We start from the raw sequence: 12,496 nt of genomic DNA on the forward strand, positions 1-12,496 counted from the left end.
CGGATAATAGAGGGACGAAGCGCGCAGGCGAGCGCACGGAACGGCTTGTGCACACCCTCAACGATGAGGCTTCCCACGGCTTAGGCGTTAGCGAGATCGTCATGCGTTGAAGAGGGTGATTGTTCAGCGCCAAACCGAAGCTCGGGAGCACCAGTCCAAGTGGCCTAAATCGCTTAGTCAGCAGCAGTAAATGCAGCAGTAGTTGCGGCTCATTTGGTCACTGCCATCGCGTCATCGGAACGTCACTGAACCCTTGGCCGAGGTGATGGTGTCTTCGGAGGGTTCCTGCAGCCTCCATCCAATGGTTTCTCCAATGACTATTGGGCGCTGATTACTGCACTGACTCCCTGAGGCGATGCGGGGAGTCAGTGCAGCGTTAAAAAGCTCTCAAGATTGCCTTATTGCCTGTGTCCACTCCCAAAGAACTCCAATGCGTTGAGCTGTTGAACTACACGAAAGCCAACGGACAGGAGCTAGTTGGGCTCGCTGTGCAATTGGCTGAAGACCCCAGTGGCGGCGTTCAGGTACGGGTGCTCATGGATTCAAATATCGTTAGCGGGGTCACAGTGGTCCCCCTGCAACAAAGCTGCTGCTGCGACTAATCAGCGCACAGGCGGTAACAAAAAAAGGGGAAGGCCCTCCAGCCATCCCCTCGCATGCGCAACATATGAAGGCACCACTGCCCTCTCATCAACAGTGGTGGGTCAGGTGCCGATATGTAACCTCTTGAGCATCAATTACGCATTAAGCCTCATTGAGCGCGATTTAGGGCTAATTGAAAAATGGGGATGGCGCGAGCACCACTACCACTACCACTGCCACGCCTTGGGAGATGAAATACAGCGGGTTCCCTCACTCTTCACCGCACAGGCGGGGGGCAGCGTCTCCAGCCTGTCATCCGCATCGTTTGCGGTAGCAAAGGCCTTTGTGCACTCTTCAAAACGAATACATCAGTGAGGAGGTCTTTTTCGATTCCGGGCTCTATTCATTTGCCGGAGGTTTATCAGCCTCTGATAAGCCAGGTTGCAGCGGTGACAATCACAAGGAATACAGCAATTCTCGAACTGATCAAAAGACAGGGAGGCAAGATACTTCTCCTCAGGGATATATTGAGTCACTGGAACTTGTTGTGATTATCAAAACATGCTAAGCAATTGTAGGGAAATCACCGTACTGATCGAAGAACGTGCGGGACTCAATAACAGAAAAGGTGTCAGAAGTCACGAATTGATCAGGTCAGGCATCAAGAATCACGTGCCATGCTTGAAGCAGGTCTTAATTGGCCAATGAAAAAGCGTTACTGGATTCCTTCGGCTCTGCTTGGGATTGTAGGTAGTCTGTTGATTTGGGGCTCCTACAGCTATGAAGACAAAACCCGCTCAACTGAATCGGCTGGGAATGATGCTGCTTCTACTGGAATAACCGTCAAGTAAGATAAAGCCCGCTTTGATTTCAAGAGTGCAGGGATCATCTTTGACTTCACCAGGTGCCACTGGACTCGTACTCAGATCAACAAGGTTGAACCGGGCAAAGGAGATGAGCTTTTCAAATGCGAAGAGCTCAAGTCTTATGTGGAGCCTGCTGAAAGGTTGAAGGCCGCTTGGCGTCAGAGCTTGGACCAAAAGTGTGAGCAAGCAATCAAGGATTTTCTCTGGGATCCAGGGAGCTATCATTTCGTAGATCACCTTTACATCGCCACCGAGAAAAACGGCATTGAAGTTCGTTTGACCTATTCAGAAAGCGACGGTTTTGGTGGTCGGTCTCAGGAGTAAAAAACCTGCAGCTACCAGCTCTGATTACACATAAATCGCGTTGGGCGTTAGCAGTCCTCAGCCAGCTTAATTACATTCCGCAGCGTCACCCACTGCGATTTGATGCATTAGCTGTTGACAAGCGAAGCCACCCCCGATGTAGAGATGACTTCGCTGCTCTCAGAGGTGCAAATCAACCGGAGTATCACAGTCGTGACTCTGCTTTAAGTCCCTGATGTATCACTTGCCACTTAAATTTAGTGTTCCTAACCTCAACGACCGTTTAAATGAATGGGGTAGGGGTAGCCCTGCCTAAAAGCTGCTAAATCCGGTTAAACAAATTTCAAGCTCTCGTGCCTAGGCGAACAACGAGCCTTTGGATGACCCTTAGCTTTTACCTCAGGAAGGACCCTGAACTGATTCAATACCTAAATCAGCTTCAGCATCTTTTTTATCACCTACTCTAAGGAGTGGAGAATTCATGGGGCTATGTTTATCTAAACTTCTATCAACCTCCAAAACAGATGGCCTGATCACATTATAGCAGAACTGTTGAAATCGTCAGCTGGCAGACCAATGACGCAAAGGGGGACATGCCCCCTGAGGAGTTCATCACTTACTGCCGCCGAATTGTTCAGGTCGCAGATCGGCAAGGATCAGATCGACTTTGATCAGACACAACTTCTACTGTGATTTCAGCCTGATCGCTGCTTTGAAGTAGGACAAATCTGCGCACATGGTTTATATTGATTAGTCATTAGCCCAGTGCTGCCAGTGGGTTTCGGCCTTAAAAATACCTCTATGGTATGCAGGGGGTCAGGAGTTCGAGTCTCCTTGGCTCCATTTGGGTGTCTAAAAGGTTCTCGGAATTCCGGGGGGCTTTTTTGTTGCTTGACCAGGGTGTGGGAGCCCCTATGGCAGAAGCAAGTGGGCTGGCTGATCAAAAACCGCGGCCGTCACGCTCCCGCATTTCTAGGCGGGGTCGCTGGTAGCGAAGCAAGGCCCGCTCTTCATCCAATTGAGGAAACAACAAACGGGCCTCTTCCAGGCTCGGAGGCTCCAAGAGCCAGTCATCAGAGCGATCCGGGGCCATTTGCTCAGGATTGCGTTCCCAAAGCTGGCGACCTGGCGCAACCCAGCCAAACCAGCGATGAAATCGATCGAAAAGCTCGAGTGGGTGCATCAAATCACCCTAAGGAGATCACGAATCCAATCCCTTGGATGCGTGCGTGCCGTACCCCCTTGGACGATGTGAAAAGCCAGCACTGATCAGCCCGATAAACCAGCTTGTTCAGAGCGATGAACCGACTCGTTCTGAGAGTTCAAACGTTCAGGATGTCGTTGCCGTGGATCCACTCCATTGCGCCAGGGGGTGAACAACAGGAAATTTCCGGCCACCAGTCCTGCCGTCACGATTACCACAGCAAGCTGTTCCAGATGTTCAACATCCATTTCTGCATTGTCACGCTTTCTCCGAGCAAGGGCGTCCCCTGCATCGTTGATGGGTTGGGATTCAGCTCTGTCTGCAGTTCCAGGCACAGGGCCCCGCCCCCAGCATTACCGTGATCACGGAAAGCCTCTGACTCAGCTTGAGCCGCCTTTTGGGCTTGCGAAAAATACAGCGGGTCATACCAGGACCTTGCTTCTCAGCCTGGTTTGACGCTTCTTTTCAGTTCAAATTGAAGCGTTGGCTACGAGAAAGCTGGGAAAACCGATCTCAATTCTCTTTCGGGTTCTCCAGGTCGCGGCGGATCAGGGCCAGCAGGTAGGAGGGCGATTTGTAGCGGGTGGGCAGGCAGCGGTTCAGCGTTTCGAGGTGCCCCCAGCAGACGGTGCGCTCAATGTCCTGAACGGTTTTTCCCTGCTGGAGGAGACGCCGCAGCGCCTTGCAGTACATCGGATAGCCCGCCTCTAATTCACCGATGGTGAGTTTCGCCTGAGGCATAGGACCACCGAAGCCAGTTCCAACCTATGCCCCCGAGGGTCAGGTTCAGCTGCCGAGCCAGGCGACGCAGTCGATTTCCACCCGTGCTCCCTTGGGGAGGGCTGCCACCTGAACGCAGGCGCGACCTGGGCTGACCCCCTCACCAAACACCTCGGCATAGATGCCATTCACGGTTTGGAAATCGCCCAGGTCCGCCAGGAACACCGTGGTGCGCACCACCTGAGCAGGGTTGGCGCCAGCTTCTTTCAACACAGCACAGAGGTTTTTCAGCACCTGATGCGTTTCCGCCGCCACATCACCGTTCCCCACCATCTCGCCGGTGGCTGGATCCAGTGGAATCTGCCCGGAGCAATAGAGCCACTCGCCGGCAAGCACCGCCTGGTTGTAAGGCCCAACCGGTGCAGGTGCGTCTTGAGTGGTGATGGCCTTGGCGCTCATGGGCTGGTTCTGAACAGCAGTCACCACGATCATCGCCGTTGGTGATCCCGCACTTCGCCATCGCTCATGCCGGCCGCCACTGATCCTTGTCCTGGCGCAGCATGGCCAACTCCGCGGCTGAACCGGCCTGCATGAACAGGTTGGTGCGGCGTTCCACGCCGATGCTGCTGGGCAGGCTGAGGGCGCCTTTGGAGCGAAGGCTCCGCACCTCCCGGTAGCGCTCAGCCAGAACTGTGTCGTTGGGGCGTTGCTCAACGGCCCATAGCAGGTTGGCCTCGGTGTACTCGTGGGCACAACAAACTCTTGTTGCCTCGGGAAGTTCGGCCAGCTTCTGCAGGGCCTGATGCATTTGTTCAGCGCTGCCTTCAAACAATCGGCCGCAGCCTCCGCTGAACAGGGTGTCCCCGCAGAACAACAGCGGCCTGATCTCGGCGCCCTCAGGGTTCGGGATGAAGAAAGCGATGTGGGCTCTGGTGTGGGCCGCCACATCCAGCACCTCCACCTCTTCCCCAAGAACAGTGATGTGGTCCCCATCCCGCACCGGCATGGTCTGGAACGGAATCCGCTCCCGGTCATCAGCGGAGGCAATCACCGCAGCCTGGGGCCAGCGTTGCAGTAATTCTGGTGTGCCGCCGATGTGGTCGGCATGGTGATGGGTCTGTAGGACGGTGGCCAGGTTCAACTGCCGTTCTTCCAGCCACTCCCGCACCGGCGGCGCAACAGCGGGGTCGATCACCACGGCCTCCGCGCCCCTCACCCAGATCCAGATCACGTTGTCCTGGAGTACCGGCAAGGCATGAAGTGAGGAATGCATCGTTAAAGTCCTGCCTGGTTAACCGGTCAGCGCTGGACCCATGATCACCGTCGCTTTGGCCAAAGGAGCGCTGCTCAAAGATTCGGTGGTCCGCTTTGCGGCGGCTGGTCTTGATTTCTCAGCTCTTCTGGACAAGAACAACCGCCAGTTGATGGTGCCCACCCCTTGCGGGCGCGCCCGGGCCCTGCTGGTTCGCAACGGTGATGTGCCCACCTACGTGGCCTACGGCCAGGCCCAGTTGGGGGTCGTGGGTTACGACGTGCTCAAGGAACATCAACTCGCCGTAGCCCAACTGGTGGACCTGGGCTTTGGCGGCTGCCGCATGTCTGTGGCGGTTCAGGAGAGCAGTGGTTACACCCGGGCCGCTGATCTGCCCGCCCACTGCCGAGTCGCCAGCAAATTTACCCACTGCGCCCGGGAATATTTCGATGCCCTCGACCTTCCCGTTGAGTTGGTTCACCTCAATGGCTCTGTGGAGCTGGGGCCAATTACAGGAATGTCAGAAGCGATTGTCGACCTGGTGGCCACCGGTCGCACCCTGCGTGAGAACGGTCTGATCGCTATCGAAGACCTGTTCCACTCCACAGCTCGACTGGTGGGGGACCCCCTGTCCGTTCGCCTGGACAACGGCCCCTTGGCCTCCATCGTGGATGCGATCCGCGCAGCAACACCGGTCGGGAGCTCCAGCTGATGGGAGCCGTCGCGGACTGGCGCCGGCTCCGTCGTCTGGGCCGTTATCTCGTATGGGATCGCAGGCGGCTTCTGGTTGCCCTACTGCTGCTGCTTCCCCTGGCCTTTGCGGGCGCACTGCAGCCCGTCCTGCTGGGGCAGGCCGTCAGCGTCCTGCGCGGAGAGCCCAGTCTGCCCTTGCTTTCGGGGCTGAGCCTCTCTGCATCGATCCGCGTGATCATCGGGTTTTACTTCGTCTCGGTGCTGCTGCGGCTCGGCTTGCAGGGGGTGCAGCAATTCAGCATTCAGGCCGTCGGACAACGGCTCACAGCTCGAATCCGCGACGACCTGTTTGAACATGCGTTGTCGCTGTCCCTGCGTTTTCACGACCGCATGCCGGTGGGCAAGTTGCTCACACGGCTCACCAGCGATGTGGATGCCTTGGCTGAGGTGTTTGCCAGTGGCGCTGTCGGGGTGCTCAATGACCTGGTGAGCCTTCTGGTGCTGGCCTCAATGATGCTGTTCATCGAGTGGAGGCTGGGGCTGCTGTTGTTGTTCACGCAGGTGCCCGTCACCCTGGCCGTGCTTTGGCTGCAGCGCCGTTACCGGAAGGCCAATTACCGCGTACGTGAGGAACTCTCCCAGCTTAATGCCGATTTCCAAGAGAACCTCCAAGGCCTCGAGGTGGTTCAGATGTATGGCCGTGAAACGGTCAACAGCGCCCGCTTCCTGCGCACCGGCATGGACTACCGCAGCGCTGTGAACGGAACGATCTTTTACGACAGCAGCATTTCAGCCTTCTTGGAATGGGTGGCTCTGGCCGCTATTGCCCTGGTTCTGGCACTTGGCGGCTTGATGGTGACCAATGGCGCCATGGGCCTGGGTACCCTTACTACCTTCATCCTTGCCTCCCAGCGTCTGTTCGATCCGCTGCGTCAGCTGGCGGAGCGTTTCACCCAGATTCAGGGTGGACTGACGGCTGTCGAACGCATTGGCGAGTTGATGGAGGAGCCCCTCGAGATCGCCGAGGCCAAGGGCGTTCTCCCTCACGTGAGCGGCGGTGGTGGCGAGGTGATCTTCGAGAACGTGAGCTTTGCTTACCGGCCGGACGATCCGATCCTCCGCAACCTGTCCTTCCGCATCGCCCCCGGGGAACATGTCGCACTGGTGGGCCCCACTGGCTCCGGCAAAAGCACGATCATCCGTCTGCTCTGCCGCCTTTATGAACCCCAGCAGGGACGCATTCTTCTGGATGGACGGGACATCCGCACGATTCCGATTGAGAATCTCCGGCGTGAGCTGGGCGTCGTGCTTCAGGACACGTTCCTGTTCAGCGGCAATGTGGCCGACAATCTTCGGCTCAATGCTTCGGTGAGCGATCGAGAGCTGGCTCAGGTCTGTGCTGAGCTTGGTCTCAACGAGCTGTTGGCCAAGCTTCCCAAGGGGCTGGAGACGAAGCTGCGCGAGCGGGGCGGCAATCTCTCTTCAGGAGAGCGCCAACTGCTGGTGGTGGCCCGGGTGGCGATCCGCAAGCCAACGGTGTTGGTGATGGATGAAGCCACCGCCTTCATGGACCCTTCAACGGAGGCGACGCTTCAGGCTGATCTCGCTCGTCTTCTGCAAAAGCGCACCGCCCTCGTCATCGCCCATCGCCTGGCCACGGTGGAAGCCTCGGATCGCATTCTTGTGCTGCGCCGAGGTGAACTGATCGAGCAGGGAACCCATCGCGAGCTCAGGGCCCGTGGTGGGCTCTATGCCCAGCTGGCTGAGCTGCAGGAGCGGGGGTTGGCGCGTTTGTGATCGCTCCTCTGCCCATTCCTGGTGGTCCTCTGTTGGAGCAGTACGGCCAGGGCGCGCGTCTCTGCCCCTGCGCCAATGACCAGATCACCTTGGTGTTCAGCCAGGAGTACCCCTTCGATCTGGTGGAGCTCGAGCAGTTGCTGGAAGCGGTGGGCTGGAGCCGCCGGCCGATTCGCCGGGTGCGTAAAGCACTCAGCCACAGCCTGCTCAAAGTTGGGCTCTGGCGGCACGACCCCCGAGTTCCCCGTCTGGTGGGTTTTGCGCGCTGCACCGGTGATGGTGTGTTTGAAGCCACCGTCTGGGACGTAGCCGTGCATCCCCTTTACCAGGGAAATGGTCTGGGCAAGCAGATGATGGCCTATATCCTCAAGGCCCTCGATCAGATGGGAACCGAACGGGTCAGCCTGTTCGCGGATCCGGGCGTCGTCAGCTTCTACCAGGGCCAGGGCTGGGATCTCGAGCCCCAGGGCTATCGTTGTGCCTTCTGGTACGCCAACTGATCGGATCCTTCAGCGCCTGTAGATCCGCAACAGCTGCTCCGTTGATCGGCCCTGACGCCATAGCCAGCGCAGCCGGGCATTGCGCCAGGCCTGCATCAGCACGCTTCGCTTTTGCCAGCGCTCCCCGCTGGTGAGCAGGGCACAGTTCAACGAGCGGAGAGTCGCGACCTCGCTCAGGCGTTCCACCAGGTCCAGGTCTTCCATCAGCGCCAGGGGCCGGTAGCCGCCGACGCGCTCATACAGCTGGCGCTGAATCAACAGGCCCTGATCGCCGTAAGGGCGTTGCAGCCAACGGCTGCGCAGGTTCACCATCTGCTCCAGCAGCCACAGCATCGGCCGCCCCTCCGCATCCACGTTGAAGTCGAAGCACCAGGCGCTTAGGTGAGCCTCCGGCTTGTTCAGAGTCGCCCCCACCTTGTGGTGCCAGATGCCCGGGAGGCGGCTGTCGGCGTGCAGCACCAGCACCCAGGCATGGGAGCTGTGGCCAACGCCCCAGCGCAGCTGTGGACCCCGTCCGGCGTTCGGGCTGTCGAGCACGGTGGCACCGGCCAGCTGAGCCACCGCCCGGGTTTGATCCCTGCTCCCGGCGTCAGAGACGATCACCTCCAACTCCCCCGGCCATCGCTGTAGATCCGCCAGCAGCAGTGGCAGCCTGCTGGCTTCCTCCAGGGTTGGAATCACAACGCTCAGCCCTGCCATGGCCTCAGATCGCTCCAGTGATCCAGATCATTCCGTTGGGGCACGAGTGCCCATGAGAGCTGCTGCCTGCGCGCCGCCTTAAGCGTTGCCTCCAGCACGGTCGGGCCGCCCCAGGGAATGCCGATCAGCGGCCAGTGCTGCGGGATGCGGATTAGAGATGCGCCGATCCCCAGCAGCCAGTACCCTCCATCGGATGCTGGTCCCAGCACGAGGTCATGGTGTTTCAAGTGCTCAACGGCCTGCTTCAAATCATCGGGATTGAGTGAGGGCAGATCCGTGCCGATCACAAGGCAGGGCCTGTGATGGCGATGGCCATGCATCAATTGCCGTCGCAATCGGGTGCCGAGTTGCCCTCTCCCCTGCAGCTGTACCTGCCTCAGCCCCAGCTGCTGCCCCCAGCGATCGGCCGCACGGGGCCCGAGTCCGCTCACCGCCAGCACCGGTTCGATCTCCATGGCGCCGGCGAGGCCGCGCACCACCGCAGCGGTGTGCTGCGTGAGCCGCCGTTGAATCCTTGTGGCGCGCTCGCTGCTGTTGGACAAGCCCAGCTCGTTGTTGAGATCGCGGCTCAAGCGGCGTTTGCATCGGCCCGGTGATGGCCAGCGGGCCATCACGACGATCTGCACCATCTCAGTTGTTGCGAGGCAGTTCCCGCGGGCGCACCTGCACGGTCAGCTCCTCTCCGTTGCGTTGAAGGGTGAGCTGCATCGGCTCCCCCACCTGGCAGCGGTCCACGGCGAGTTGCACTTCGGTGGGTGTTTGAACGGGGTTGTTCTCCACCTTGAGGATCAGATCGCACTGGCGGATGCCGGCAGCAGCGGCCGGCGTGCCTTTCACCACCTCCTTCACCAAAACGCCATTCAGCTCGGGAATCGTGCAAGCGCTGTTGGTGGCATTGATTTCCCGCGCCAGCTGCGGCGTGAGGTTCATCAGCTGCACGCCGATGAAGGGATGGGAGGCCTGACCGGTGCTGACGATCTGTTGCGCGATCCGCTTGGCCAGGTTGATCGGAACCGCAAAACTCAAGCCTCCACCTGGGGCAGTACGGATCGCAGTGTTGATGCCGATCACCTGACCGGCGGCATTGATCAGGGGGCCGCCGCTGTTGCCGGGGTTCACCGCTGCATCGGTCTGGATGTAGGGAACCCGCTGGCCGTCACCGATCGCATTGAGGCGGCCGACGGCGCTGATGATGCCGGCGGTTACGGTGTTGTTCAGGCCGAAGGGATTGCCGATGGCAATGGCCCATTCCCCCGGCTTGAGCTGGTCGGAGTTGCCCAGGGCCGCCACCGGCAGGTTGTCGGCCACCACTTTCACCACCGCCACGTCGGTGAGCGGGTCGGTGCCGAGAACTTTGCCCTTGAAACTGCGTCCGTCCGGCAGGGTCACCGCCACCTGATCGGCACCACGCACCACGTGCTCATTGGTGAAGATCAGGCCGCTGGCCCGGGTGATGAAGCCGGAGCCCTGGCCCTGCTGCCGCTGGCTGGAGGGACCCATGCCAAAAATCCCTCCGAAGGGGTTTGAGATCTCCTTCACCACATCGATGCGCACCACAGCCGGACCGACGCGATCCACCGCCATCACGATCACGTTGTCCCCCGGTTGCAGAGGAGCACTGCGGGGCTGATCGTGCACCACCGGCGGCGCTGTTACCGGTGGCTTGGGGGTCAGGCCCAGCTGGTCTCTCACCAGGCTGCAACCGGAGAGTGCGCTCCCGGCCAGGGCGATGGCGAGCCAATGCTGGGCGTTGGGCATCACGACGAGATGTGTGCTGATGCATTTAAGACGGACTGAACGGATCGGCATGCGTAGATTCGGCGCTCGGGCGATGGGCGGTTTTGGCGCAGACGGGCGAAGAGCTCTGGATCAAGGTGCGGGATGGGTTGCAGGCCAAGCTGAGCAAGCCCACCTTCGAGACCTTCATTCGCCCCACGGGTTGCAGCGGCTTTGCTAATGGAGAGCTGAAGCTTCTGGCCCCGAATCCCTTTGCCAGCGTTCGTCTGCGTGAGCAGCTGCTGCCCACGATCGCCGAGATGGCCAGCAGCATCAGCGGTCAGCCCGTCCAGGTGACGGTCCTGGCGGAAACCGCCTTGCCGCTGCCGGACGCCACCGATGAGGCCTCAGCTGCTGCTGCGACTCCGCCGCCAGCGGCTCAGGAGTCAGCGTCGGCTCCGGCCCGGAACGGCTCCTCACTGCGCTACCTGCCCGGGCTCAATCCCCGCTATGTGTTCGGCCGTTTCGTGGTCGGCCCCAACAGCCGGATGGCCCATGCGGCGGCTTTGGCTGTGGCCGAAGCACCGGGACGGGAGTTCAACCCCCTGTTCATCTGCGGCGGTGTGGGTCTGGGAAAAACCCACCTGATGCAAGCCATTGGTCATTACCGGCTGGAAATCGATCCCGGGGCTCGGGTGGCCTATGTCTCCACCGAAACCTTTACCAATGACCTGATCCAGGCCATTCGCAAGGACGGCATGCAGGCCTTCCGCGATCGCTATCGCGCCGCCGATCTGATCTTGGTGGATGACATTCAATTCATCGAAGGCAAGGAGTACACCCAGGAGGAGTTCTTCCACACCTTCAATGCCCTGCACGAGGCAGGTCGTCAGGTGGTGATCGCCAGTGATCGTCCCCCCAGTCAGATTCCGCGGTTGCAGCAGCGTCTGATTTCCCGATTCCAGATGGGCCTGATCGCTGACATTCAGTCGCCTGACCTGGAGACACGCATGGCGATCCTTCAGAAGAAAGCGGAGCAGGAGCGCATGTCGCTGCCCCGTGATTTGATCCAGTACATTGCCGGCCGCTTCACCTCGAACATCCGGGAGTTGGAAGGGGCCCTGACCCGGGCTGTGGCCTTCGCGTCAATCACGGGCTTGCCGATGACCGTGGAATCGGTGGCACCGATGCTCGACCCCACGGGTCAAGGGGTGGAGGTCACGCCGCAACAGGTGATCGACAAGGTGTCTGAAGTGTTTGACGTCACGGCCGAGGAGATGTGCAGCAGCACCCGTCGCCGTGCTGTGAGCCAGGCCCGTCAGGTGGGTATGTACCTCATGCGCCAGGGCACCGACCTCAGCCTGCCGAGGATCGGCGACAACTTCGGCGGAAAGGACCACACCACGGTGATGTATGCCATCGAGCAGGTGGAGAAAAAACTGGCCTCCGACCCCCAGCTCGCCGGTCAGGTGCAGAAGGTGAAGGATCTGCTGCAGATCGATTCCCGCAAGAAGCGCTGATCAGCGGCAGGCTTTCTTGTCGCCTTTCCAGCCCGGCATGTCTTGTGCAGCTGCAGAGCACACCAGCTGGCGTGCTGCTGTGAGCGCTGGGTCCAGTTGCCTGGAGCTGAAGGGGGGCAGGGGGCGGCTGCGCAGCCAGGCACCCCAACGAAACTCGTGATATGGGATGAGGGGCTGAGGTTTGATCCACCCCTCCTGCTTTAGCTTCCACACGAGGCTCCGGTAGCGATCGTCGTTCAGCCCCAGCAGGCTCGTGGGCAGCTGCTCGGCCGGGCGGGGGCCGTTGCCTCGTCCGTCGTAGAGGTACAGCCAGCCTTGGTTTTGCAGATAGGCCAGCACAGCGCTTCGGTCGGCTGTTGGGAGCTCCTGCACTACATAAGCCCAGGTGGTGGCACCTGGATCAATGCCGATCAGGCCTCGCAGCCGGTGGTGCCGGTCCAGCATCCACATGGCACCATTGGCAGATCGGATCAAAGGGACCGGTTTGCCGCGCAGGTAGTCGAGACGCTGCTGACTGGTGTCCTGGGCGAAATCTTTTTCGCGCGACCAGATCTCCGCCAGTCCCACACACCACTGGGTCGGCTGCAGCTGCGCCGCTGATACTTCAATCAGATCGGTCCCCCGATCGGGGGCTGGGATCGATT

The 12,496-nt window shown here is 59.8% G+C and carries 12 protein-coding genes; 4 read left to right on the forward strand and 8 right to left on the reverse strand.

Going from position 1 to position 12,496, the window contains the following annotated elements:
- Nucleotides 1-2,691: 2,691 nt before the first annotated feature.
- The 4 genes from ACGVJ8_RS11040 to gloB all read right to left on the reverse strand — a co-directional run bounded on the left by ACGVJ8_RS11040 (nt 2,692) and on the right by gloB (nt 4,948).
- Nucleotides 2,692-2,844: a hypothetical protein gene (locus tag ACGVJ8_RS11040; RefSeq protein ID WP_392348077.1), complete on the reverse strand. Its 153-nt coding sequence runs from the start codon at nt 2,842-2,844 to the stop codon at nt 2,692-2,694.
- Between the two features lie 624 nt (nt 2,845-3,468).
- Nucleotides 3,469-3,696: a DUF3136 domain-containing protein gene (locus ACGVJ8_RS11045; RefSeq protein WP_392348079.1), complete on the reverse strand. Its 228-nt coding sequence runs from the start codon at nt 3,694-3,696 to the stop codon at nt 3,469-3,471.
- 45 nt (nt 3,697-3,741) lie between these two features.
- Nucleotides 3,742-4,167 (reverse strand): RidA family protein, encoded by a 426-nt coding sequence (locus tag ACGVJ8_RS11050; protein WP_392348081.1) that lies wholly within the window; start codon nt 4,165-4,167, stop codon nt 3,742-3,744.
- A gap of 31 nt (nt 4,168-4,198) precedes the next feature.
- Nucleotides 4,199-4,948, reverse strand: a complete 750-nt coding sequence (gene gloB, locus ACGVJ8_RS11055) for a hydroxyacylglutathione hydrolase (protein WP_392348083.1) — start codon at nt 4,946-4,948, stop codon at nt 4,199-4,201.
- 40 nt (nt 4,949-4,988) lie between these two features.
- Between gloB and hisG the strand changes: the two genes are divergently transcribed.
- From hisG to ACGVJ8_RS11070, 3 genes are read left to right on the forward strand one after another with little or no spacing between them, the layout of a single operon-like run.
- Complete coding sequence (hisG, locus tag ACGVJ8_RS11060) at nt 4,989-5,639, forward strand: ATP phosphoribosyltransferase (protein ID WP_392348085.1); 651 nt, start codon at nt 4,989-4,991, stop codon at nt 5,637-5,639.
- Nucleotides 5,639-7,417: an ABC transporter ATP-binding protein gene (locus ACGVJ8_RS11065; RefSeq protein WP_392348087.1), complete on the forward strand. Its 1,779-nt coding sequence runs from the start codon at nt 5,639-5,641 to the stop codon at nt 7,415-7,417. The genes hisG and ACGVJ8_RS11065 overlap by 1 nt, the downstream gene beginning before the upstream one ends.
- A complete protein-coding gene (locus ACGVJ8_RS11070; protein WP_392348089.1) occupies nt 7,414-7,917 on the forward strand; it encodes a GNAT family N-acetyltransferase in 504 nt (167 codons plus the stop codon). The genes ACGVJ8_RS11065 and ACGVJ8_RS11070 overlap by 4 nt, the downstream gene beginning before the upstream one ends.
- 9 nt (nt 7,918-7,926) lie before the next feature.
- Here ACGVJ8_RS11070 and ACGVJ8_RS11075 read toward each other — a convergent pair whose 3' ends face one another.
- From ACGVJ8_RS11075 to ACGVJ8_RS11085, 3 genes are read right to left on the reverse strand one after another with little or no spacing between them, the layout of a single operon-like run.
- Entirely contained in the window at nt 7,927-8,616 is a 690-nt protein-coding gene (locus ACGVJ8_RS11075; RefSeq protein ID WP_392348091.1) for a TIGR04283 family arsenosugar biosynthesis glycosyltransferase, read from the reverse strand.
- On the reverse strand, nt 8,604-9,245 hold the full coding sequence (locus ACGVJ8_RS11080) for a TIGR04282 family arsenosugar biosynthesis glycosyltransferase (protein ID WP_392348093.1): 642 nt from the start codon (nt 9,243-9,245) through the stop codon (nt 8,604-8,606). The genes ACGVJ8_RS11075 and ACGVJ8_RS11080 overlap by 13 nt, the downstream gene beginning before the upstream one ends.
- Nucleotide 9,246: 1 nt before the next feature.
- Nucleotides 9,247-10,374 (reverse strand): trypsin-like peptidase domain-containing protein, encoded by a 1,128-nt coding sequence (locus tag ACGVJ8_RS11085; protein ID WP_392348097.1) that lies wholly within the window; start codon nt 10,372-10,374, stop codon nt 9,247-9,249.
- A gap of 83 nt (nt 10,375-10,457) precedes the next feature.
- On the opposite strand from ACGVJ8_RS11085, the gene dnaA reads away from it, so the two are divergent.
- On the forward strand, nt 10,458-11,852 hold the full coding sequence (dnaA, locus tag ACGVJ8_RS11090) for a chromosomal replication initiator protein DnaA (protein ID WP_392348095.1): 1,395 nt from the start codon (nt 10,458-10,460) through the stop codon (nt 11,850-11,852).
- On the opposite strand, the gene ACGVJ8_RS11095 is transcribed toward dnaA, so the two are convergent.
- Entirely contained in the window at nt 11,853-12,491 is a 639-nt protein-coding gene (locus tag ACGVJ8_RS11095) for a ParB-like protein (protein WP_392348099.1), read from the reverse strand.
- Between the last annotated feature and the right edge of the window lie 5 nt (nt 12,492-12,496).

Origin of the sequence: Parasynechococcus sp. (assembly GCF_042954245.1) — a bacterium.
Classification (GTDB): domain Bacteria; phylum Cyanobacteriota; class Cyanobacteriia; order PCC-6307; family Cyanobiaceae; genus Parasynechococcus.

Bases quoted from the DNA above. Each gene is read 5' to 3' on its own strand.
- ACGVJ8_RS11040 (WP_392348077.1), bottom strand. From the start codon at position 2,844: ATGGCCCCGGATCGCTCTGATGACTGGCTCTTGGAGCCTCCGAGCCTG.
- ACGVJ8_RS11045 (WP_392348079.1), bottom strand. From the start codon at position 3,696: ATGCCTCAGGCGAAACTCACCATCGGTGAATTAGAGGCGGGCTATCCG.
- ACGVJ8_RS11050 (WP_392348081.1), bottom strand. From the start codon at position 4,167: ATGATCGTGGTGACTGCTGTTCAGAACCAGCCCATGAGCGCCAAGGCC.
- gloB (WP_392348083.1), bottom strand. From the start codon at position 4,948: ATGCATTCCTCACTTCATGCCTTGCCGGTACTCCAGGACAACGTGATC.
- hisG (WP_392348085.1), top strand. From the start codon at position 4,989: ATGATCACCGTCGCTTTGGCCAAAGGAGCGCTGCTCAAAGATTCGGTG.
- ACGVJ8_RS11065 (WP_392348087.1), top strand. From the start codon at position 5,639: ATGGGAGCCGTCGCGGACTGGCGCCGGCTCCGTCGTCTGGGCCGTTAT.
- ACGVJ8_RS11075 (WP_392348091.1), bottom strand. From the start codon at position 8,616: ATGGCAGGGCTGAGCGTTGTGATTCCAACCCTGGAGGAAGCCAGCAGG.
- ACGVJ8_RS11080 (WP_392348093.1), bottom strand. From the start codon at position 9,245: ATGGTGCAGATCGTCGTGATGGCCCGCTGGCCATCACCGGGCCGATGC.
- ACGVJ8_RS11085 (WP_392348097.1), bottom strand. From the start codon at position 10,374: ATGCCCAACGCCCAGCATTGGCTCGCCATCGCCCTGGCCGGGAGCGCA.